The sequence below is a fragment of the Shewanella marisflavi genome (genome assembly GCF_023283925.1).
GTDB classification, from domain to species: Bacteria; Pseudomonadota; Gammaproteobacteria; order Enterobacterales; family Shewanellaceae; genus Shewanella; species Shewanella marisflavi.
The window spans coordinates 124932-150069 of record NZ_JAKIKX010000004.1 but is presented as its reverse complement, the minus strand read 5'-3'; the positions used below and the strand labels follow the sequence as shown (position 1 = coordinate 150069).

Here is a 25138-nt window from a genome sequence, read left to right as displayed (position 1 = left end):
CAGGACTTCCCCTAAAAACTCCATTTGAGCTGCAGACAACCCAAAGTAGACGCCGATTGACCAAAGAGGCTGGCGGGCGAACCATCGAAACGCTGACCTATCACACTTAACTGCCAATCATCGGCCAGGGAATACTGGTAGGTGACGCCGTAGAAATAGGAGCCGTCATCATAATAGCTTACTGTGCCATTAAGGCGGCTCAGCGGCGACAGATCCAAACCTGTCTCCAGGTAAAAGGTCCACGGCGTAAAACTCAACGTGCGCGCAGTTAACGGCAGATTCAGATACAGCAGGGCATTGTCTATGGATAGAGGCGATGAGATATAGAGCGCGGCGCCAAGCACGCGCCAGTTGGCCTCAGACGCAAAGCTGTAATCCAGCTCTAACGTCGCCACCGAACTCGAGAAGTGCGTGACGCTCCCCAAAGGCGCAACATCAGGGCCTGACTGAACCGATAACTCTTCTTGAGGCTCGAAATGACTATATTCGCCGCGAAACCCTGCCCCGGCAATATCGCCAGCAAACCCAAAGCCCAAGACGATATCCTCGGCGGCCTTGCCAGCAATAATCTGCCAATCCCATCCCGAGTAATGACCGAGATAGCGACCGGCGTAGTAATGGTTCTGCTCCCCTGACTGGCTATAAACCAGCTCGAGGTGACTGGCAACGCCCAAACGGCGATTGACCCTAAGGCCATCGACTCCGCGGCGCTCGGCATAATCGACATCGTAAATCGAATAGGCGTTAAAGATATCGTTTGGGTTCCACAGGGTGCTCATGGCCCAATTGACTCTGAACCTGCCTGCACTTAGCTGCCAATCGGCATTGACTTGCCAGCTAAGATAGACGCGATCTAACTGGCTATTACCAACCCAACCATCCCTGTCGAGCCAGTTGAGTGACAGATCCCAGTAGCCGGGATCCCAGCCCAAGAGCTCGCCATAACCAGGCAATCGGGCCGAGTCACCCGCCGTCAGGCGATTACGCAGCCCCAGATTCATCCTAACACCTGCATCCCAACGATATTCCAGATTAAGCCGCTGATGTATCAGGTTATCCCACAGCGCGTCACCATTATCTGGGTCGATGACAGAGCCTAAGTAACTTACATAACCATCAAGTTGCCAGGCGTCCTGAGGGGCGACACCAGGGATAGGCGATGCCAGCGATGGCAAGGCCAGCCCTAAGGTCAAGAGGCCAAACAGCGCCGGGGCGCTGCGCGTCACTGACATCTGTCCTCCACCAACTGACCATCTTCAAAGACAATGACCCGTTTCGCCCTGGCAATCACCCTGGGATCATGGGTTGAGAAGATAAAGGTCGTGTCCTCCTGCTCGTTTAATCGCTGCATGATATCCAGTAATTCGGCGGTGCTCTTGGCATCTAAATTGGCGGTGGGCTCATCGGCCATTACAAATCTGGGACGAGACGCTAAGGCCCGCGCGACCGCCACCCGCTGCTGCTGCCCGCCAGAGAGTTTGGCCGGTATCTTATGCATCTGACTCTCAAGCCCTACCTGAGTGAGCAGCTCTGTAGCCCGCTCGCGACATTCGGCTTCGCTGCGCCCTTGCAGCTGCATGACAAATTCCACATTTTCCAGAGCCGTTAACACAGGCAACAGGCTATAGTCCTGAAAGATGAAGCCTACGTGATCGCGGCGAAAGGCGATTAATGCCTGCTCACCCAACTTAGCGATGTTCTCACCGTCAATCAACACAGCGCCGCTGCTGGGACTGTCGATGCCACCTATCATGTTCAGCAGTGTCGTTTTTCCCGAACCAGACGGCCCCATGATGGCAACAAACTCCCCCTGAGCTATGGTCAGATCCAGCGGCTTAACCGCGGTGACTGGAAAATCGCTCTCCGGGTTATAGACCTTGGTTAATCCTTTGGTTGCTATTGTCATTATCTCATTCGACTCCAAGAACTATTCATCATCAATATTCAACGTCAGTAGTCATAGTGTTAGTGCTTTTGCGACATGGCATCCACAGGTCGCTGCTTTATGATCTGCCGGGCCGGATAGAGGGCCGCTAGCAGACTGACGATCACCACCATCAGCAGGGTCGCCAGGTACTGGCTGGGCGACACCTGAGGATAAAGGGTCGTCGACACCCCAAAGGCGCCCAGGCCTTCGGCCATGTTGCCAAGGGCGATGCCGGTATGGGCCAGTATCCTTATCACCACTATACTCAGCGCCAGCCCCAATAGCGCGCCACTAAGCCCCAGCAGTAAAGACTCCAATAAAATCAGCCGAAACAGCTTGCCCTTAACCATACCTATCGCCATCAAGACGCCAAACTCCCGGGTTCGTTCAAACACCGCCATCAACATGATATTGGTTATCCCTAACCCCAAGGCAGAGATGAAGATCAACAAAATGATACCGTTGCTGGTGCCCATCTGAGCGATGATGGTCGCTAACATGGGCTGGATCTGCTGCCAGTCGCGCACTACATCCTCATGGGCCACCGCACTTGCCAGCCGTTTCGCCACCGCCTTAGCGGCGCTGTTAGATAAGGTATTGGCATCATTAAGGCGAATAGCGATTTCATGTACGCCATCCAAACCCGCTATCTGCGACAACTCCTCCCGGCGCACATAGGCGTTGCCGTCATCAAAGCTGCTAGAGGGCGAGCGATACAGCCCTACCACCCGAAAGGCCGCTCCGCTCACTGCCTTATCGGCATTGCTAAAGGTAAGCACCACCTTGGCGCCGAGTCTTAACTTGAGCCGCTTAGCGGTTTTCTCTGAGATCACTATGGGGTGGCGTCCCGTGGCGTTGAGCCAGTCGCCCTCAATAATGTTGCCAGCGATGGGCGTCACTTGAGCCTCGGCGACAGGGTCCACGCCATTGATGCGAATGCCGCGGCTCGCTCGAGGCGAGGCCAGCATCCCCTGCACCAAGAATCGCGGCGAAACGCCTGTCACCTCAGGAAGCTGAGCCAGTTTAGCCAACACGGGGGCAGGAGCCGTCACTCGGGAAGTGATGTCAGGATCGATGAGATACTCTTTATGGTGCAACTGCAGGTGGCTGGTCTGCCAGGCGATGGCATTATTGATCATGTTGGCGTACATGCCCGTCAGAAAGCCTATCATGACCACCACGCCCACCAAGCCTACCACCATGGCGCACAACATGATGCTGGTACGCAGGCGATTGCGCCATAAATTGCGCCAGGCCAGCAGGAGCAACATGGGCGGCTGCAGACGAGTTTGTGCTCTATTGGGCATCGTCACCTCCCTTAAGCGCCGCGACTACCACGAGACGCTGGGTCCGCCACAGTGGATAGAGCAGACAGAGCGTCATCAGCGCCAAAACAATCAAGACTTGTGTACCAACCAAGTTAAGGGACACCTTCATGGGGATCACCGGCTCCCAGCCCATCTCCAGCATCATCTTGGCGGTTTCACCTGTCAGAGAAATAGGATGAAAATAGAAGTAGCCGATCACTACCAGGCTGACCAGCAGGCCCATAGCCATACCCAGCAAGGCGATCATGCCCGACTCAATCACCAACAAACGCAGTAAGGTTAACCGCCCCATGCCGGTGGCTAACATGACACCAAATTCACGTCGGCGCTCCAAGGTCATCATCAGCAAGGTCGCAAACAGGGCAAAGCCGACGATTAGGTATAGCAGACAGATCATAAACAGGCCGCCGGCCCTGTCTAAGGCGATCTGCTGCGCCATCTCAGGCGCCAACGACTGCCAGTCGCGCACCTTCACCGCGCTACCATAGTGGTGCGACAGCTGCTGCGTCAGCTGGTCGACCTGATCCAACCTATCGCTATGCAATACCCATTGCGTCACCTGTTCGCCGGTCGAGAACAGTTCTTGCGCCGCACTGAGCGGCATATACACCAGCTGATTGTCCAGCTGGGCCAAGGGAAAACGCAGTATGCCGACGATAAGGTAGACACCCGCCGCCGTCTGGCCATGGTAGCCCTGACCATAGAGCACCAGCTCATCACCCACACCAAGCTTCAGGTATTCGGCTAACCCCTGCCCCAACAACACCTGTGGCGCTTTCGGGGTTAAGTACTCACCTGCCACCAACTTATCCACTATGCCTGAATAAGCATTTTCAGCTTCGGGGCGCACGCCATACACCATTACCCCTTTAGAGCGCTCGTCACTCGATGCTAACAAAAAAGATTCGATTCTGGGCAGGGCAAAAGTGATGTGAGGTAAGGCTTTTGCCGGCGCGATAAACGCATCATCACCGGGCAGCAAGTCTTCGATGCTCTCTGTGATGGCAAATTCGGGAGATTGCAGCTGGATCAAGCCAGTGGAGAAGCGGGCGCTGTTATCGATATTATGCTCATAACTTCCCTCTTGCATACTGCGCGTAAAGAGCGATAAAAACAGCGCCAGCGACAGGGCAAAGGCGGTCAGCAAGGTACGCCGCTTCTGCCGCCAGAGATTACGCCATGCCAGCTTGATTAACATGCTTAGCCGTCTCCTGTTGCTGGGGTAACGCTAGTCTCGCAGCGCCTTCATCTGCTGCTTCGAGAAAAAGTCATCCCCAATCTCAAAATCAAAGGCCGCCTCATGGGTGATAAGCTCGGTGCGCTGCCCCGGCTTATCGGCGGGGATCATCACCATCTTGGCCGCCAACATACGTCCGCCCATAGATTGAATATCAGAGGCTGTCAGGATATTGACCAAGTCGTCAAACTCATCGAAAAACTCAACCCGGCGCTGTAGATAATGAGACGTCGAGATCCATAAACGGATGCGGCTCCACACTACTGGCGCATCGGGCTTGGCAAAGGCGTCGATAACGAAGCAGTCGTCGCCCTCAATCGCCTCGCGCTTCACTAGCTGATGACGATAGTCGACCACAATCGATGACTGATTGATCAGATCGTCATTGGTAAAATCAGAGCCCATCCACGACTGGCTCAACATAGAGGGGGCTATCTTGATGATGCGCTCGATGGCGGGAACCCAGTTCCACATCTCACGGTAGCGTTTGAGCGACATACTACCCTTATCTTTAGCTGGCGCCGTCACCAGTACCAAGGAGAGATCTTGCCCCTTGGTCCAGCTCTTCATACTCATCGAGCGCGTCCAGTTCGGCCGCACGATATTCATGGTCGCCACCACGTAACTGGAATTACCACGCATCTGTTCATCGGCGCGGCGCACTATCTCACGGGCCTGCTCGGCAGTGACACTTTCATCCCTGGCTAGAGCATCTATTGTTGGTGCCAGGCACAGCATGAGCCCAAGCAAAAGGCCCAATAACCCAAAGCGCCAAGGTCTTACTCCTTCCATGATAAAACCTCCCGATGACTGCCAACCATCATAGCCTAAGTGCCAGGCTGGCTTATTAAAAATAGACTATAACTACTTGTCCTAAAAGGAAACCGTCGAAAGTGTGAGCCGTTTCATTTCTAGGCCTCTACTTAGGTCTTTACTTAGGCCTTTATTTAGACATTTACCCTGTCACCATGACTTGGCGGCGTCGATGTCACCAGAAATTCCAGTACCTGCTCACCACCATTACGCAGGCAATGAGCTTGACCCGGCGCGACATGCAGCCCTTGATGGGCCGAGAGTCGATATTCAACGCCCTCCACCTCCAGTAGCGCGTAGCCAGACAGAATAAAGAAAAACTGCTCGGCCACGCTGTGATAGTGGCGCTGTTCACCTCGCCCCACCGGCACCTGCTCCTGAATCACACTAAGCGCCGGGCGCTTCACCAGATGCCAACCATCACACTCTTCACCCCACTGATAATGCTCGGCGCTCGCTTTGCTTATCACCATCGTCCATTTCCTCGTCATCGACTACCGTGAGTAAGCACCCTAATCGGCCGCTCAGGCAAGCGCAATAAAAAAGGAGGAGCCAAGCTCCTCCTCTTCGACCTTACGGCTATGCCTTATTGGCTAATGGCTCTTTGTTTTAAAGAGCCGCTAATGGCTTCTGGCCTCAGAGATCAGTGACTTCTGCACATGATCCGGTACCACATCGTAACGACTGAAGGTCATGGCAAACTGCCCATCACCACCGGTGAGGGATTTAAGTCGGGTCGAGTAGTCGTCGACGGTCGCCAGCGGGGCCTCAACCTCAACTTCCACCTTGCCATTGCCCTGAGCCTGAGTGCCACAGATGATGCCGCGGTTAGCGCTGATATCGCCGGTAATATCGCCCACATGCTCCTGGGCGACCTGTACCTGCATCTCAACAATGGGCTCTAATATCACAGGATTGGCCGCCTGCACTGCTTCCAGGAAGGCTTTCTTGCCTGCCATCACAAAGGCGATCTCCTTCGAATCGACACTATGGTGTTTACCATCGAGCAGAGACACTCGTACATCCTGCATCGGGAAACCCGCCAAGGCGCCACCACTCATCGCCTCCTTGACCCCCTTCTCGACCGCTGGGATATATTGGCTGGGCACCGAACCGCCCACCACCTTGCTGACAAATTCAAACCCTGTTCCTCTTGGTAAAGGTTCAACGGTTAATTCCACCTCGCCAAACTGGCCCGCGCCGCCAGACTGCTTCTTATGACGGTAACGCGCCGTCGCGCTGCGGGTGATGGTTTCACGATAGGCCACGGCTGGCACATCGGTTTCCATGTCGACATTAAACAGGTCATGGGCTTTCTCAAGGGCGATTTGCAGATGCAGATCCCCTTGGCCTTGTAATATGGTTTGCCCTTCGGCCTCATTCTTGGCGATATGCAAACTCGGGTCTTCCACCACCAGCTTATTAAGCACTTCGGCAATCTTCTGCTCATCGCCGCGGCGCTTGGCCGATACCGCTAAACCAAAGATCGGCTGGGGCAATACCAGCTCAGGCAGATGAAACTCATCTTCATCATGACTGTCGTGAAGCACGGCGCCCACCGTCAGCTCATCCACCTTAGAGATGGCGCAGATATCACCCGGCACGGCTGAGGTCACGCTGATCTGCTTATCTCCCTGCAATTTAAACAGGTTACTTACCTTGATCGGTTTACGACCATCACCAATAAACAACTTCATCCCCAGAGAGATGGTGCCCTGGTAAACCCGAAAGACCCCCATACGACCAAAGAAGGGATCGATCGCCACCCGAAACACATGCGCCAGGGCATGATCATCACTCGATTGCGTCACATCCACAGGCAATGCCGACTCACCCTGTCCCTTGATAAACTGCGGAGGGTTGGCCTCTAGCGGATTAGGACTGAGTTTAATAATCAGCTCCAGCAGCGCGCCAATCCCCACCTGCTCTTCGGCACTGGTAAAGCAAACTGGCACAAGGTGTCCCATCCGCAGAGCGGTTTCCAGCGGCTCATGTAACTGCTCGGGTGTCAGGTTTTCCCCCTGCTCCAGATACAGTGCCATCAGCTCATCATCTTCCTCCAGCACAGTATCCACCAGCTCATCACGGGCACTGGCCACATCGTGAAACAGCGCCTGGCCCTGCAACTCGGGCTGCGGGTGCAGATAACAGTCAATCACATCATCCAGCGCCACATTGGGCAGGTTGACCGGCAAGCAGCGATGGCCAAACTTGGTTTGAATCTCATCGAGCAGCCCAGGCAGATTGGCGCCATTGCCGTCGATATGGTTGATGGCGATCATCACCACCTTGCCCTGGGCTCTGGCGGCCTCGAACGCACGTTGAGTGATGGTTTCTATACCGGTTACGGCATTAACCACCAAGAGCACAGACTCCACACCGCTGAGGGGTAAGAGCGCTCGGCCGAAGAAATCGGGCAGACCCGGGGTGTCGATAAAATTGATGTGATGATTGTCGAAATCGAGATTGAGGAAGGAAGGTTCTAGGCTATGTCGGTGGTCTTTTTCCTGGGCAGTGAAATCAGCATGATTTGTGCCCTTGTCCACCCTGCCTTTTTGAGTGATCGCATTTCCCTGAAACAGCAGTGCCTCTAACAAAGTGGACTTGCCCGCCCCTGTGTGTCCGAGCACCGCCAGATTCCGAATCTGCTCGGTGGTAAACTCAGCCATATTGGCCTCCTTGATCTGTTATTCCAATAGGTAACAGCACCACGACCTCCTTACCTGCCACTAAAAATCGTGTTAGCTGCAAACAAAAACAGAGAGTTGTAATCGGTCTATTAACAACCAGTATAGGCCTGTAAACAGCAAGGACTTTTGATCGAGATCACGCTTTAACTCACAGGAAGAATTTTGCCAACTTTCGTCACAAATAGTGAACATGTGTAAGCCAAAATAGTAGCTTTGATGACTTTTAAGTCCCAGGTGATTGTATTGGTCAGCAAGCTACTGTAGTCTGCTGCTCTATTAGCGATAGAACAAACGGCCAGAGGCGAAAATACCTAGGGGAATTCGTCCTCGGTAACATAGGCCGATTTATGATTTGTCCCAATAGATTATTGATGGAAACCGATAATATCTATGCGCGAAAAGCCCAATCACAAGACGCCGCCCGCCGAGACCCATTCTAGCGGGGGTAAACTGAGCGCCAGTGAGTACCGGCACAAGAACGCCACCACCACGCCCGAGATGAGACGCTTTATTCAGGACTCAGATCTACCTGTGAGTCAGCTGGCAAAAGTGCTCAATATCAGCGAGGCAACGGTGCGTAAATGGCGCAGGCGTGACTCGATCAACGACACACCCAATACGCCCCATCACCTCAATACCACGCTGACCCCTATGCAGGAATATGTGGTGGTCGGCCTGCGCTATCAGCTTAAGATGCCCCTGGACAGACTGCTGAAGGTGACCCAGGAGTTTATCAATCCCAATGTGTCACGCTCTGGACTCGCCCGTTGCCTCAAACGTTATGGCGTATCGCGCATCGGCAGTATCGAACCCCCTCAGGTGCCCGAGCACTATTTTAACCAGCTACCTATCGCTCAGGGCAGCGACATAGTCACCTATACCTTAAATCCAGAGACACTGGCTCGCACCTTAGCCCTGCCCCAAGCAGATGGCGACAGCGTGTTGCAGGTGGCCTCTCTCACGCTACCGCCTCAGCTCACAGACGCACAACCAAATTCTGTATTGCTGGGCATAGATCCCGATAGTGACTGGATCTACTTAGATATCTATCAAGACGGTAATACCCAGGCGACCAAGCGTTACATTAAACATGTACTGCGCTTTGGCCCCTTTCATCTGCGTAAGTTATTGGTGCGCAACTACCACACATTTTTACAGCGCTTCCCCGGTGCCACCATGGCACAGCTAACACCCGGCGCTGACATTCAAACACCTGAGCTTCAGGTGGTTAACGGAGACTCATAATGAGCCAAACCGATACAACAAGCTCGACGCACAGCGAAGACAAGCGACTCAATAAGCGTCTAAAAGATATGCCCGTTGCCATTGTTGGCATGGCCAGCATCTTTGCCAACTCGCGCTATCTCAACAAGTTTTGGGATATTATCTGCGACAAGATAGATGCCATTACCGAGGTGCCAGACACCCACTGGCAGGCAGAAGATTACTATGATGCCGACAAATCCACGCCCGATAAGAGCTACTGTAAGCGTGGTGGTTTCATGCCTGAGGTTAACTTCAACCCTATGGAGTTTGGTCTGCCGCCCAACATTTTGGAGCTCACCGACACCTCGCAACTGTTGTCCCTCATTGTGGCCAAAGAGGTACTCGCCGATGCTAATCTGCCTGGCGACTATGACAGAAACAAGATAGGTATCACCTTAGGGGTGGGCGGTGGTCAGAAGATCAGCCACAGCCTCAATGCCAGATTGCAATATCCTGTGCTCAAAAAGGTGTTTAAACACAGCGGCATCAGCGACGCCGACAGCGAGATGCTGATCAAGAAGTTCCAGGATCAATATATCCACTGGGAAGAAAACTCTTTCCCCGGCTCTCTGGGTAATGTGATCGCCGGACGTATCGCTAACCGCTTCGACTTAGGCGGCATGAACTGCGTAGTCGACGCTGCCTGCGCCGGCTCTCTGGCCGCCATGCGTATGGCGCTCAGCGAACTCGTAGAAGGCCGCTCTGAGATGATGATCACCGGCGGCGTCTGCACAGATAACTCACCCTCTATGTACATGAGTTTCTCCAAGACCCCAGCCTTTACCACCAACGAAACGATACAACCATTTGATGTCGATTCAAAAGGGATGATGATAGGCGAAGGGATTGGCATGGTGGCGCTTAAGCGTCTGGAAGATGCCGAGCGCGATGGCGATCGCATCTATGCGGTGATCAAAGGCGTTGGCGCCTCATCGGACGGCAAGTTTAAATCTATCTATGCACCGCGCCCAGAAGGCCAGGCCAAGGCACTGAAACGCGCCTATGATGATGCGGGATTTGCGCCGCACACTCTCGGCCTTGTCGAGGCTCACGGTACTGGTACCGCCGCTGGCGATGTGGCCGAATTTAACGGCCTGACCTCTGTGTTTAGCGAAGGCTGCGACAGCAAACAACATATTGCCCTGGGCTCGGTGAAATCTCAGATAGGTCACACTAAGTCCACCGCGGGTACCGCTGGCCTTATCAAGGCGGCGCTGGCGCTACACCACAAGGTGTTACCGCCCACTATCAATGTGAATCTGCCTAACCCTAAGCTAAATATTGAGCAGTCGCCCTTTTACCTCAATACCGAGACCCGCCCTTGGCTGTCGCGTCCCGATGGCACGCCACGCCGCGCCGGGATCAGCTCTTTCGGTTTTGGTGGCACCAACTTCCACTTTGTGCTCGAAGAGTACCAGCGCGAACATAGCCGAGATCAGGGCAAGCTGACCCAATTCCGCCAGCGCGCCGTGCCACAAAGCTTGCTGATCAGCGGCGCCGATAAGGCTGACCTGCTCAAAAACCTGCGCCAGTTGTTAACGGCAAACGCAAGTGAGTCTCTGGAAATCCTGGCCAAGCAACACCCTCTGCGCGCCCTGACGGCCGATGCGCCGCGACTGGGTCTGGTTGCACGAAACAAAGATGAACTCAATAAACTACTGAGTCAGGCCGAGGCCAAATTACAAGGCGATGACCAGGCACAATGGTCACTACCCGGTGGCGTATATTACCGCAGCGCCGCGCCAACAGAAGCCAAGGTTGCAGCCCTGTTTGCCGGTCAAGGCGCCCAATACCTCAATATGGGGCTTGAGCTTACCTGCCACTTCCCTGAGATGCGCGAGCAATTTGTAATGGCCGACAAGGTGTTTGCCAGCCAGGATAAGACGCCGTTGTCGCAACTGGTGTACCCGGTGCCAGTCTTCACGACTGAAGAGCGCAAGGCACAAGAGGCACTACTGACCAATACCGCTAATGCCCAGAGCGCCATCGGTGCCATCTCCATGGGGCAATATGCTCTGCTGAGCGCCGCGGGCTTTGAAGCCGATATGGTCGCCGGTCATAGCTTTGGTGAACTTAGCGCCCTGTGCGCTGGCGGCGTGATCAGCCTGGAAGACTACTACCAGCTGACATTTGCCCGTGGCGATGCCATGGCCAGCCAAAGTGCCGAGGGTGCCGATCGCGGTGCCATGTATGCCATCATCACCAAAACCGCCGAAGATCTGACTCGACTGGAATCAACCCTTACTGACTTTGAGGGGGTTAAGGTCGCCAACTACAACGCACCGACTCAGCTGGTCATCGCAGGTCCAACCCAGGCCACGGCGCAAGCTGCCAGCGCCCTGAGCGAACTCGGCTTTAAGGCGATTGCCCTGCCAGTTTCCGGCGCTTTCCACACCCCACTCGTGGGCCATGCACAGGCACCTTTTGCCAAGGCGATCGATAAGGTGAAGTTTACTAAGCCGCATCGTCCTGTGTATGCCAATGCCAGCGGTGGTCGCTACGCCAATGTCGCCAAGACCATCAAGAGTGAGTTTAAGCAGCACATGCTGCAATCGGTGCGCTTTAGCGAGCAGTTAAAGGCGATGTATGACGATGGCGCGCGGATATTTGTCGAATTTGGCCCTAAGAATATTCTGCAAAAATTGGTCGAGGGTACCTTGAGCGAGCAGCTTGACTCCATCAGTACCATCAGCCTAAACCCTAACCCTAAGGGCGACAGCGACCTGCAACTTCGCCAGGCGGCGATTCAGCTGGCCGTCAACGGCATAGCGCTCGAGCAACTGGATCCCTATTGCGCCGAGCCGGCGCCGATTGAGCCAGCATCGCCAATGAACATCACCCTCAACGCGACCAACTATATTAGTCCGGCGACCAAAGCCAAGATGGAAAAGTCACTCCATGCAGGCACTATTTCTTCCAATACCCTGATCGAAGAGAAGATCGTGGAAGTGGAAAAACTGGTCGAAGTGGAAAAAATTGTAGAAGTAGAGAAGATAGTGGAAAAATCAGTCCCAGCACAGCAGGTCTCTCCGGCTCAAACAGCCGTCGAGAGCCACACCCAAGCAAGCAGTCAGCTACAAGCAGGCAATGGCGATGCCCTGAGCCAATTCTTCGCAGCGCAGCAACAAACCGCCCAGCTGCATCAGCAGTTCCTCGCCATTCCTCAGCAATATGGTGACACCTTCACTCAGCTGATGACGGCGCAAGCTCAAATGGCTGCCGCCGGTGTGGCGATCCCTGAGAGTCTGCAACGTTCAATGGAGCAGTTCCACCAACACCAGGCCCAGACGCTACAGAGCCATACCCAGTTCCTTGAGCTGCAAGCCCAAAGCCATCAAAGCGCCTTAAGCCTGCTCAGCCAAGGAGCTGTTGCTGAGCAGGCGAGCACGCCTAGCCAGGTTGCATTCACGCCAGCATCGACTCCGGCGCCAAACCCAGTAAAAGCCACTGTGCCGCCGGCCGCGCCAGCAGTTACGCCAGTACCTCAGGTACAAGCGACGGTTTATCCGCCAGTGGCTACACCTGCTAAAGTGCAGCAAACTGTGCAGCTTATCGCCCCTCAACCAATGGCACCTGCGCAATCACCTGCCATTGAGCCAGTGAGCACTGCACCAAGTGTTAAGCTGGGCAGTGAACAGGTGCAGCAGACCATGCTAAACGTTGTAGCCGATAAAACCGGTTACCCAACCGAGATGCTGGCCCTTGAGATGGACATGGAAGCCGACCTTGGCATCGATTCTATCAAGCGGGTGGAGATCTTAGGCACAGTACAAGATGAGCTGCCAAACCTACCCGAACTCAGCCCAGAAGATCTGGCCGAGTGCCGCACCCTGGGTGAAATCGTCGACTATATGAACAGTAAACTGTCCGCCGCAGGCGCTCCTGTTCAACAAGCCGCAGGCGCTACGATTAGCGTGCAGCCAGCAGTACATGCTCAAACAAGCACCGCAGCAGTCAACGGCCTTTCATCTTCACAGGTGCAGCAGACCATGCTGAACGTGGTGGCCGATAAGACTGGTTACCCAACCGAGATGTTGGCCCTTGAGATGGATATGGAAGCCGACCTTGGCATCGATTCTATCAAGCGGGTGGAGATCTTAGGCACAGTACAAGATGAGCTGCCAGGACTGCCTGAACTCAGCCCAGAAGATCTGGCCGAGTGCCGTACCCTAGGTGAAATTGTTAGCTATATGAACAGCAAACTGCCAGCCGCAGATGCTCATAGTCAACAAGCCGCAGGCGCTACGATTAGCGCGCAGCCAGCAGTACATGCTCAAACAAGCACCGCAGAAGTCAACGGACTTTCATCTTCACAGGTGCAGCAGACCATGCTGAACGTGGTGGCCGATAAGACAGGTTACCCAACTGAGATGCTGGCCCTTGAGATGGATATGGAAGCCGACCTTGGCATCGATTCTATCAAGCGGGTGGAGATCTTAGGCACGGTTCAAGACGAACTGCCAGGACTGCCAGACCTCAGCCCGGAAGATCTGGCCGAGTGCCGTACCCTGGGTGAAATTGTTAGCTATATGAACAGCAAGCTGCCAGCTGCAGGTGCTCATGGTCAACAAGCCGCCGCAGGCGCTATGACCAGCCAACAACCGACAGCACAAACTCAAGTAGGCGCTGGCTTGTCATCAACACAGGTGCAGCAGACCATGCTGAGCGTGGTGGCCGATAAGACAGGTTACCCAACTGAGATGCTGGCCCTTGAGATGGATATGGAAGCCGACCTAGGCATCGACTCTATCAAGCGAGTCGAGATCTTAGGCACGGTTCAAGACGAACTGCCGGGACTACCGGATCTCAACCCAGAAGATCTGGCCGAGTGTCGCACCCTAGGTGAAATTGTTAGCTATATGAACAGCAAGCTGCCAGCTGCAGGCGCTCATGGTCAACAAGCTGCCGCGGGCGCACCTATTCAGCAAGCCGCCGCAGGCGCTATGACCAACCAACAGCCGACAGCACAAACTCAAGCTGGCTTGTCATCATCACAGGTGCAGCAGACCATGCTGAGCGTGGTGGCCGACAAGACAGGTTACCCAACTGAAATGCTGGCCCTTGAGATGGATATGGAAGCCGACCTAGGTATCGACTCAATTAAACGGGTCGAGATCTTAGGCACAGTTCAGGATGAGCTACCGGGACTACCGGATCTCAACCCAGAAGATCTGGCCGAGTGCCGCACCCTGGGTGAAATAGTCGCCTACATGAATAGCAAGCTGCCCGCCGCAGGCGCTCATGATCAACAAGCCGCCGCTGGCTCTCATGTTCAACAAGCCGCCGCGGGCGCTATGGCAGAAACGACAGGCAAGCAAGAGGAGAGCGCCACGATTAACCAGGTGCAAGCCATCTCCGCCGAACCTTTAGTCGAGTTACCGCCTCACAGCGAGGTGGCGCTAAAAAAGCTTGAAGCGGCGAAGCCTGATGCCGAGGGTTTCGCCGCCAATGCTACCCTGGTGATCCAAGATGATGGTCACAATGCCGGGGTACTGGCCGAGAAACTCAGCAACAAAGGGCTCAATGTCGTGGTGGTGCGACTTCCTCAGGGGATGCCACAGTCACCGCTAAGCAGCGCCGTGTCTAGCGTGCAGCCAAAAGGGTTAAGCGAAGCCGACATTCAGGAGACCATGGCTGAGATCCTAGCCGAGCATGGCGCTATCACAGGCTTTGTTCACCTGCAGCCCATGGCTGACAGTGAGGCCACGCCAGCGCTTTCGCTAACCGAGACAGGGTTTAACCATCTCAGCTCAGCCTTCCTGTGGGCTAAGCACCTGCATGGTCAACTGAGTCAACAAACTGGACGCCGCTGTTTCTTCAGCGTCAGCCGTATCGATGGCGGTTTCGGCTACCTATCACCTGAACTGCTGGCCAAGAGTGAGCTCAATCAGGCAGCACTGTCGGGCCTGACTAAGACACTAAGCCACGAGTGGCCTGAGGTGTTCTGCCGCGCGCTGGATCTCGCCCCAACGATGAGCGCCGCTCTGCTGGGCGATGCCATAGTGGCTGAGTTATTCGATGCACAGACCCAGCTTAGCGAGGTAGGGATCAGTGTCGATACCGACGGACAATTGTCCCGCCACGCTTTACAGCCAGGACAGGCAGCGATACACACCCAAGCCGCCAACCTAGACAGTACAGATAAAATACTGGTGACCGGGGGTGCAAAAGGGGTGACCTTTGAATGCGCCTTAGCGCTGGCCAAGCGTTGTCAGTCGCACTTTATTCTCGCAGGTCGCAGCCAACATCTCTCGGCGGCAGAAAGACCAAGCTGGGCACAAGGTAAGTCTGTCGATCAACTCAAGCAGGCTGCTATCGCCCATATTATGGCTAGCGGTGACAAGCCAACGCCTAAGCAGATAGATGCCTTAATCTGGCCGATCAAGAGCAGCCTTGAGATTGACGCCGCCCTCAAAGCCTTCGAGGCGGTAGGTGCATCGGCCGAATATCTCGCCATGGATGTGACCAACAGCGAGTCTATCACCCATGCGCTGGGGATCATCACCCAGATAAGCCCTATCACAGGCCTTATCCACGGCGCCGGTGTATTGGCCGATAAGCATATTCAAGACAAGCAGCTCGACGAGCTAGCGCGTGTTTATGGCACTAAGGTCAGAGGCTTACAAGCTCTGCTCTCTGTACTGGATATGACCCAGCTTAAACTGGTTGCCCTCTTCTCTTCGGCGGCGGGTTTCTATGGCAACACAGGCCAGAGTGACTACGCCATGGCGAACGAGATCCTCAACAAGGCGGCACTGCAACTGACTCAGTTAAACGAGCAGACCAAGGTGATGAGCTTTAACTGGGGCCCTTGGGATGGCGGCATGGTCAATCCTGCGCTGAAGAAGATGTTTGTCGATCGCGGCGTCTATGTGATCCCACTGCAGGCGGGTGCCGAGCTGTTTGCCACCAAGTTGCTAAGCCCAAGTGGCGCGCAGCTGCTGGTAGGCAGTGATATGCAAGGCAACACAGCTAAAGCCGATGAGGCAAGCTCAGTAAAAAAGCCTGATGCGGATGAGGTGCACGTCGCACAGCATCCGCTGCCGCCTGCCACCTTAACGCGCCAGTTAACGCCCGCGACCATGGCCTTTGTCTCAGACCATGTGATCGGCGGTAACCCGGTATTACCGACGGTTTGTGCTATCCAATGGATGCGTGAAGCCGCTCGGGCGCACATTGGCGCCCCGGTAAAGGTGCGCAGCTATAAGCTGCTCAAAGGCATTATTTTCGACACCGAAGCGCCGCAAACCTTAGTGCTTACGCTAACCCCTGAATATAAGGGCGATAGCCTGACGGCCATTCAGGCCTCAATAAGCAGCGAGGGACGGCCGCAGTACCAGGCGAACCTTTGCTTGATGGATAGCGAGGACAGCTCGGCGCCAATCAAGGCCTTCGAGGGGCAGCACAATGACGAGGCGGTGACCGATGCCAGCACGCTCTACAGTGACGGCACCCTGTTTCATGGGCCAAGACTGCAGGGATTGGATAAGGTATTGAGGTTCGATGAGCAGGGGCTTATCGCCTCTGTTAGCCTGCCCCAGGTGCGCGAAGCCGACTGCGGCGAGTTTATACCTAGCCTAAGCAGCGCAGGCTGTCAGCCTTTTGCCGAAGATCTCTTGCTCCAAGCAATGTTGGTCTGGGCAAGGCTCAGCTATGGGGCGGCCAGTTTGCCATCGGCCATCGACGAGTTCATCAGTGTGCAGCCGATGCACGGCGGCGAAACCGGCTATATCGAGCTGAACGTGGTCAAGAGCAATCGCAGAAGCCTGACGGCCGATGTGGCGCTTTACCATCAAGATGGCCGCCTGAGCGCCCTGATGAAAGGGGCCAGGATCACCATAAGCTCAACCCTCAATGCCGCTTTCGTGCCACACGGCGCGCGCGATGAAACGGCCAACGAGGAGGCGACGCAGTGACCCAGGAGTTTGGCCAAAAGGTAAGCAATGCTAACGCTAACAGCGAAGGCGCGACCCCACTGCGGGTCGCCCTCTTGCTGTTGCCAAAAGATGCAGCCTTGCCCGATACCTTAGCCAATCAGCCAGTTCGCGAGCTGCAAGTAGACCAAACTGAGACAGACCTTACTGAGAATAAGCTGGCTCAGACGCTAGAGCAGGCAGTGAGCAGGGTCGCCACAGGCGATCTGGTTTGCCTGCAAGGCGCCCAGCAAACATTGCTGCTGATGCCAGCGCTCAAGGCGGCGCAGCACAAGCTGCACCCTCATGCCCATCTGGCGGCGCTGCAATATGGTCAAAACCAGAGCAGTGCACTGCAAGGCGCGCTGGCACAGGCCAAACGCCAACCGGATAGTGTTCAATGCAGAGTGCATATCAATGACATGAACAAGGGCTTCGACGCCTTGTGTCGCCTGATCGCTGATATTGCACAGCGAACCATTAGACGTTCAGATACCCGGCGTCACTATTGGTTTACCGAGCCCTATCAAGGGCGAGTGGCGACGCTTGCCCTGGAGAATACCCAGCCTCAGCAAGGGAAAGCGCAAACTCATCTGGCCATGGTGCTGACACAAGGCACAGGCCGGCTCAAGGCGCGTTCGCTACTATCGGCCAGCCAGCTGTTCTTTCTGCTACCCGGTAGCAGTGAAGCCGCGCTCAACCAAGGTCTATGGGCCCTGGCGGCGGCCTTGGATAAGCTCGCCTTATCACAGACCCAGCCCTTAGTGCGGGAGATGGCGATCATTGAGCTGATGCAGCAAAATCTCGATGCCTTTGTCACCAGCGGCCCGACACGTTTTGTGATCTGTTTACAGGCCATAAGTATCGAGGCGCTTGGGCAGGAGATCACCGCCATGAGCCAGGCGCTGGCCAAGGTCTGTAAGGAGAAAGGGGAATACCGTACGCCATCGGGTAGCTATTTCAGCGCCGCGCCGCTGGGTCAGGCCAAGCTGGCCTTCGTTTATCCCGGCGTTGGCACCATCTACCCAGATATGCTGCATGAGCTGCACAGCTACTTTCCGGCCCTGTTTAGCCGCTTGCAGCAGCAAGGAGATCTCAAGGCGATGCTGCAGGCCGATATGATCTATCAAGATGATAAGGCCGGCACTCAGCAGATGCCTCTAAGCAAGATGGCTATTGCCGGTGTGGGCGCCAGCTACCTGCTGACCAAGCTCTTGGTGGATGAATTTGCAGTGCAGCCTCACTTTGCCCTGGGTTACTCCATGGGTGAAGCCGCCATGTGGGCCAGCCTGGATGTGTGGCAAGATCCCCATAGCTTGATCGATAAGACCCTGAGCGATCCCCTGTTTACCGAGGAGATCTCAGGTCCGCTCAAGGCGGTTCGTCGTCACTGGCAACTGTCAGAGAACGACCCTCTCGAATGGAACAGTTTTCTGGTGCGATGCCAAGGCGATGATATTCAGCCTTTGCTGCAGCGTTACCCCAGAGCCTATCTTGCCATCACTCAGGGGGATACCTGCGTGATCGCTGGCTGTCAGGCCAGTTGCCAGGCCCTGTTACAAGAACTGGGTAAGCGTGGCATAGCCGCCAATCGAGTGACCGCCATGCATACGCCACCGGCCTTAAGCCTGCAGTCGCAGGTGCAGGCCTTCTATCATCAAGCTCTCATGGCCGAAGCCGCCGAGCATCCGGTCAAATTTATCAGCGCCGCCAGCCTCATCGATGGCCAAGATGGCGCCGTCAACGAGACTCAGGCCCTGAGTGCCGAAGCTATCGCGACCTCGATAGCCAAGACCTTCTGCCATCGCCTCGATTTTGAGTCGCTCATCCAGAGCGCAACCCATCAGGGGGCTGCGCTATTTGTCGAGGTCGGTGCCGACAGACAAAACTGCACCCTGATAGATAAAATTCTAAAAGCCAGCGAGACACCCCACGTCAGCGTGCCGGTCAATGCCCGCGGCGCAAACGAGGTGATCACCCTGCTCAAAGCCTTGGGCACACTGATCAGCCACAGAGTTCCCGTCAGCCTCACTGTGCTGCAACTGGGACTCAAGCGTGAACTGGCTAAGCTGCAACAGCGCAGCGCTCAAGGTGAGCCACCGCTCGCCAATACCCTATTTCAAGAGGAAGTCTAATGCCTTCAAATGAAGCGCCTTCTGCCAAACAAGCGCCAAGCAAGACCCGAGGTCATGGCAAGATTGCCATCGTGGGTCTGGCAAACCTCTACCCGGACGCCAAGACCCCTAAGCAGTTTTGGCAAAACCTGCTCGACAAACGCGACTCTCGCACCCAACTCAGCGATGACAAGCTCGGCGCCCACTTAGCCGACTATCGTGGCGAGCAGGGCGAGGCCGATCGCTTCTACTGTGATAAGGGCGGGTATATTGAAGATTTTCACTTTAATCCCTATGGCTATAAGCTGGCGCCCGAACAACTTAAGGGGATGGACGATAGTCTGCTGTGGGCGCTGGACACCAGTCGCAATGCCCTGCTCGATGCGGGCATTGCCCTGGACTCTCCTCAGCTATCACGCTGCGGCATCATCATGGGCACCCTCTCTTTCCCTACGGCAAAATCGAATGAGCTGTTTCTGCCCCTCTACCATAAGGCGGTAGAAAAAGCCCTTAAGCAGAAGCTGGCCTGTCCAGACTTCAGGCTGAGCGACTACAACGCCCATAGTCCCGCTACCACCACCTTAGACGTTGCCAATGGTGCTATTGCCCACAACACCTCTAAGCTAGTGGCCGATGCCCTTGGCCTTGGGCGCGTTCAGCTTAGCCTGGATGCCGCCTGCGCCAGCTCAGTCTATTCGCTGAAACTGGCCTGCGACTATCTCAACACAGGCAAGGCCGATCTTATGTTGGCGGGCGCCGTCTCCGGCGCCGACCCTTTCTTTATCAACATGGGCTTCTCCATCTTCCACGCCTACCCAGAGCATGGCTTCTCGGCCCCCTTCGATCGTAATACCAAGGGGCTGTTTGCCGGAGAAGGCGCTGGGGTACTGGCACTCAAACGCCTCGAAGACGCCGAGCGTGATAATGATAAGATCTACGCCATCGTCAGCGGCATCGGCCTGTCTAATGACGGCAAGGGACAGTTTGTGCTCAGCCCCAACAGTAAGGGGCAGGTCAAGGCCTTCGAGCGTGCCTATCGCGACGGCGGCGTCGATCCTAAACATATCGAAGTGATCGAATGCCATGCCACGGGCACCCCACTGGGAGACAAGGTAGAGCTGGCCTCTATGGAGCAATTTTTTGCCCCTAGGCTCGAAGGTGCAAGCGCGCCCATGATAGGCTCGGCCAAGTCCAACTTAGGGCATTTACTTACCGCCGCAGGCATGCCAGGGATCATGAAGATGATCTTCGCCATGCGCCAGGGCGTGTTACCGCCGGGGATCAACCTCAGTGAGGCCATTGAATCGCCAAATGGCCTATTTGGCGCTCATACCCTGCCCAGTCAGGTGACGCCTTGGCCAGTTAAGGCCGCTAACGCGGCGCGATTAGCCGGGGTGTCGGTATTTGGCTTCGGCGGCTGTAATGCTCATCTGTTATTAGAATCCTATACGCCCACAGAGTGCGAGCCTTCAACCACAGCGACATCGCCGCAGTTAACTGCGCCTTGTCACAACGGCTCGACACCGCAATTTGTGATCAGTGGTATTGCGGCGCATCTTGGCCCTCTTGGCAGCATTAACGCACTCGACACCTGTATTCGCCAAGAGCAAGAGGCCTTTGTGCCCCTGCCGCCAGCGCGCTGGAAAGGGTTAGATCAGCACCCAGAACTGCTAGCACAATTTGGCCTCGACTCGGCACCCCAAGGCGCCTATGTTGATAGCTTCGAGCTGGATTTTCTACGCTTTAAACTGCCCCCCAATGAAGACGACCGCCTTATCGGCCAACAGCTGATGCTGATGAAAGTCGCCGACGAAGCGATACGCGACGCAGCGTTACAGCCAGGGCAAAAAGTGGCCGTCTTGGTCGCCATGGAGACAGAGCTGGAACTGCACCAGTTCCGCGGCCGGGTAAACCTGCACACTCAGCTCAAACAGAGTCTGGATGCCATGGGCGCCAGCCTGAGTGACAGCCAGTATCGCGAGCTTGAGGCCTTAGCCATGGACAGCGTGCTCGACGCCGCCAAGCTAAACCAATACACCAGCTTTATCGGCAACATCATGGCCTCGCGTATCGCCTCCCTGTGGGACTTCAGCGGTCCGGCCTTCACCATCTCCGCTGGCGAGCAATCTGTGGGCCGCGCCCTGGATGTGGCGGAAAATATCATGGTGCAGGAGCAGCTTGATGCCGTGGTGATCGCCGCGGTCGATCTCTGTGGCAGCCTGGAGCAGGTGATGCTGAAAAATGCTATCGCTCCTGTGGCCAGTCAGAGCAATCCAAACGGCTGGCGACTGGCGGAAGGCGCCGGCGCCCTGGTGCTGGAAACCTCATCTCACCAAAGCCAGCGTGGCGCTAGCGCCTATGGCAAGATGGAGAGCCTCAACTTTGGTCCTCAGCATCAATTAGCGCGCCTGTGCGATGAGCTATTGACTCTCAATGGCACAGATGCCGATCAGATCTCACTGGTCGAAATGAGTGTGGCGCCTTGCAGCCAGCATCAGCCCCAACAACTGATGGCAGAGCTGCCTACGGCGCAGGCTCGTCTGGTGCAGAGCGACCAACAACTGGGCCACAGCTTTGCCGCCGCCGGCATGACCAGCCTTATCGCCACACTGCTGCGCATGACACAAGAAAACGCGGACAATGCCCTGGTCGCCAACTTCAGCGAAGATCAGAGCGCATTGGTGCACCTTACTCAAACCCATACCCAACGCAGCGCGCTGACCCAAAGGCTAGACCAGGATCTCACCACCCATGAGGGGCGTAGCCTGATCAAGCGGGTCACCCTGGGTGGACGCGGCATCATAGACCACATACTGACCCAGCCGCTGACGCAACTGTCAGCGCTGCAAGATAAGTTGGCCGCGGCCAATGGACAAGTTCAGACTAAACCGAAAAAAGTGGCCAAGCTTATAAGCTATTTAGGCCAGGTTAATTCGAACACGACTCAAGAATCACAGTTTGCCACGCCGTCGATGACAGGCGATGCAACAGGTAACTTACCCACTATGACCCAGCATTCAGCTCAGCCACCAGGCTCACCGATCAGCAACCCTGATCTCAGCGCCTTTCATGACAATCAACAAAAGGCCCGTCAGGCCCATCTCGCTTTCCTCAAGAGCCGTGAATCAGGCCTGAAAGTGGCCGATCTGCTGCTTAAGCAGCAACTGGCCCAAGCCATAGATAGCCCATCGGCGTCAACTGCGGCCTCAAGCGTCACCCAGATGCCACTCAGGCCAAGGCATGATCTGGTCTCGCCCTACCGCGCGCCAGTTCCAGCCCATAAGCCCTGCATCTGGGACTACCATGATCTGGTGGAATACGCCGAGGGCGATATTGCCAAAGTATTCGGCCCAGAGTATGACGTCATCGACAGTTATTCACGCCGTGTGCGCCTGCCCACCACAGATTATCTGCTAGTATCACGGGTCACAGAGCTTGATGCCAAACTGGGCGAATATAAGCCCAGCACCATGACCACGGAATACGACATTCCAGTGGATGCCCCCTACCTGGTCGATGGTCAGATCCCTTGGGCGGTCGCGGTGGAATCGGGTCAGTGTGACCTCATGCTAATTAGCTACCTGGGCATAGACTTCGAGAACAAGGGCGAGCGAGTCTATCGCCTGCTTGACTGTACCCTCACCTTCTTAGGGGACCTACCCCGTGGCGGCGATACCCTAAGGTATGAAATTAAGATCAACAACTTCGCCCGAAATGGCGATACCCTGCTGTTCTTCTTCTCCTACGAATGTTTCGTTGGCGATACCATGATCCTCAAGATGGATGGCGGCTGCGCTGGCTTCTTCACCGACGCCGAGCTGGCTGACGGCAAAGGGGTGATCCGCACCGAAGAGGAGCTGCTGGCTCGCAGCCGCGCCGCTAAGCAGACCTTTAATCCACTCCTGGACTGTCCGCGCAGCCAATTTGATTATGCTGCGATCCATAAACTCTTGTCGGCCGATATTCAAGGCTGTTTCGGTCCATCCCACGCAGGCCCGGCGCAACCCTCACTCTGCTTCGCCTCCGAGAAGTTCTTGATGATCGAAGAGGTCAGTAAGGTAGAACGAAACGGCGGCGCCTGGGGCCTTGGACTGGTCGAAGGCCATAAGCAGCTCGAGCCTAACCACTGGTACTTCCCTTGTCACTTCAAGGGTGACCAGGTGATGGCCGGCTCACTGATGGCCGAAGGTTGTGGCCAGTTACTGCAGTTCTACATGCTGCACCTTGGCATGCACACCCAAACCCAAAATGGTCGTTTCCAGCCACTGGAAAATGCCTCGCAGAAGGTACGTTGCCGTGGTCAGGTGCTGCCGCAATCGGCCCGTCTCACCTACCGTATGGAAGTGACCGAGATAGGCTTTAGCCCACGCCCATACGCCAAGGCGAATATCGATATCTTGCTTGATGGCAAGGTGGTGGTGGACTTCCAGAATCTGGGGGTAATGATCAAAGAAGAATCTGAGTGCACCCGCTACCCAGCTCTCGAGACGAAGCAAGGCGCTTCACAGGCCAAAAGCGGTCAAGGTGCATCAGCCAATGCCCCGCTGATGACTAATGCTCCGCTGATGACTAATGCACCGCTGATGGCTCAGATCCCCGATCTCAACGCCGCCCCTAACAAGGGCGTGATCCCGCTAACGCATGTGGAGGCGCCTGTCATCCCTGACTACCCGAACCGGGTACCAGATACAGTGCCTTTTACGCCGTATCATCTGTTCGAGTTTGCCACCGGCGATATCGAAAAATGCTTCGGTCCAGAGTTTGCCATCTACCGCGGCATGATCCCGCCGCGCACTCCTTGTGGTGATCTGCAGCTCACCACGCGTGTGATAGAGGTTAACGGCCAGCGCGGCGACTTCAAGCGCCCTGCCAGCTGTATTGCCGAATATGAGGTCCCCAAGGATGCCTGGTATTTCGATAACAACAGCCATCAGGCGCTGATGCCCTACTCTGTGATGATGGAGATCGCCCTGCAGCCAAACGGCTTTATCTCGGGCTACATGGGCACCACACTCGGTTTCCCTGGTCTCGAGCTCTTCTTCCGCAACTTAGACGGTAGTGGCGAACTGCTGCGTCAGGTGGATCTTCGCGGCAAGACGATCGTCAACGACTCGCGCCTGCTCTCAACCGTGATGGCTGGCACCAACATCATTCAGAGCTTTAGCTTCGAGCTGAGCACAGATGGTGAACCCTTCTATCGTGGCACAGCTGTGTTTGGTTATTTCAAGGCCGAGGCGCTTAAAGATCAGCTGGGATTAGACAATGGTAAGGTCACTCAGCCTTGGCATCAGGCCAAGGGGATAGCACCAGATATCAAGGTCAACCTGCTGGATAAACAGAGTCGTCACTTCAATGCGCCGACAGGTCAGCCCCACTATCGTCTGGCAGGCGGTCAGCTGAACTTTATCGACAGCGTCGAGATTGTCGATAACGGAGGCACCCACGGCCAGGGCTATCTCTACGCCGAGCGCACCATAGATCCTAGCGATTGGTTCTTCCAGTTCCACTTCCATCAGGATCCTGTGATGCCTGGTTCATTAGGCGTTGAAGCTATCATAGAAACCATGCAGACTTATGCCATCAGCAAAGACTTGGGCGCCGGGTTTACCAACCCGAAATTTGGTCAGATCCTCTCCAATATCAAGTGGAAGTATCGTGGTCAGATAAACCCACTGAACAAGCAGATGTCGATGGATGTCAGCATCACCTCGATTAAAGAGGAAGCCGGTAAGAGAGTGATCACAGGTAATGCCAGCCTGAGCAAGGATGGCCTGCGGATCTACGAGATCACCGACATCGCAATCTGCATCGAAGAAGCGCAGTAATTAAGGGGATACTGAGCGGACCGAT

Annotated in this window: 11 protein-coding genes; 4 read left to right on the top strand and 7 right to left on the bottom strand. The window is 55.4% G+C overall.

Annotation, left to right across the window (positions count from 1 at the left end):
- Positions 1 to 11 precede the first annotated feature (11 nt).
- From L2712_RS10250 to fusA, 7 genes are all read right to left on the bottom strand, one after another.
- Positions 12 to 1232: a hypothetical protein gene (locus L2712_RS10250; RefSeq protein ID WP_248977737.1), complete on the bottom strand. Its 1221-nt coding sequence runs from the start codon at positions 1230 to 1232 to the stop codon at positions 12 to 14.
- The gene (locus tag L2712_RS10245; protein WP_033537536.1) at positions 1223 to 1906 is read right to left on the bottom strand and encodes an ABC transporter ATP-binding protein; all 684 of its coding nucleotides are present in this window, start codon (positions 1904 to 1906) and stop codon (positions 1223 to 1225) included. Before L2712_RS10245 ends, L2712_RS10250 begins: the two co-directional genes overlap by 10 nt.
- 59 nt (positions 1907 to 1965) lie before the next feature.
- Positions 1966 to 3234 (bottom strand): ABC transporter permease, encoded by a 1269-nt coding sequence (locus L2712_RS10240; protein WP_248977736.1) that lies wholly within the window; start codon positions 3232 to 3234, stop codon positions 1966 to 1968.
- The gene (locus L2712_RS10235; protein ID WP_248977735.1) at positions 3224 to 4453 is read right to left on the bottom strand and encodes an ABC transporter permease; all 1230 of its coding nucleotides are present in this window, start codon (positions 4451 to 4453) and stop codon (positions 3224 to 3226) included. The genes L2712_RS10240 and L2712_RS10235 overlap by 11 nt, the downstream gene beginning before the upstream one ends.
- Before the next feature lie 30 nt (positions 4454 to 4483).
- Positions 4484 to 5284 (bottom strand): outer membrane lipoprotein-sorting protein, encoded by an 801-nt coding sequence (locus L2712_RS10230; RefSeq protein ID WP_248977734.1) that lies wholly within the window; start codon positions 5282 to 5284, stop codon positions 4484 to 4486.
- 155 nt (positions 5285 to 5439) lie between these two features.
- Positions 5440 to 5778 (bottom strand): cupin domain-containing protein, encoded by a 339-nt coding sequence (locus L2712_RS10225; RefSeq protein WP_248977733.1) that lies wholly within the window; start codon positions 5776 to 5778, stop codon positions 5440 to 5442.
- A gap of 147 nt (positions 5779 to 5925) precedes the next feature.
- Positions 5926 to 7974, bottom strand: coding sequence for an elongation factor G (fusA, locus tag L2712_RS10220; protein WP_248977732.1), 2049 nt, complete (start codon positions 7972 to 7974; stop codon positions 5926 to 5928).
- Between the two features lie 411 nt (positions 7975 to 8385).
- Between fusA and L2712_RS10215 the strand changes: the two genes are divergently transcribed.
- The 4 genes from L2712_RS10215 to L2712_RS10200 are packed head-to-tail and all read left to right on the top strand — an operon-like array spanning position 8386 to position 25113.
- Positions 8386 to 9240, top strand: a complete 855-nt coding sequence (locus tag L2712_RS10215) for a helix-turn-helix domain-containing protein (protein WP_033537532.1) — start codon at positions 8386 to 8388, stop codon at positions 9238 to 9240.
- Positions 9240 to 17177, top strand: coding sequence for a type I polyketide synthase (locus tag L2712_RS10210; protein ID WP_248977731.1), 7938 nt, complete (start codon positions 9240 to 9242; stop codon positions 17175 to 17177). The genes L2712_RS10215 and L2712_RS10210 overlap by 1 nt, the downstream gene beginning before the upstream one ends.
- On the top strand, positions 17174 to 19309 hold the full coding sequence (locus tag L2712_RS10205; RefSeq protein WP_248977730.1) for a PfaB family protein: 2136 nt from the start codon (positions 17174 to 17176) through the stop codon (positions 19307 to 19309). The genes L2712_RS10210 and L2712_RS10205 overlap by 4 nt, the downstream gene beginning before the upstream one ends.
- Positions 19309 to 25113: a hotdog fold thioesterase gene (locus tag L2712_RS10200; RefSeq protein WP_248977729.1), complete on the top strand. Its 5805-nt coding sequence runs from the start codon at positions 19309 to 19311 to the stop codon at positions 25111 to 25113. The genes L2712_RS10205 and L2712_RS10200 overlap by 1 nt, the downstream gene beginning before the upstream one ends.
- Positions 25114 to 25138 lie beyond the last annotated feature (25 nt).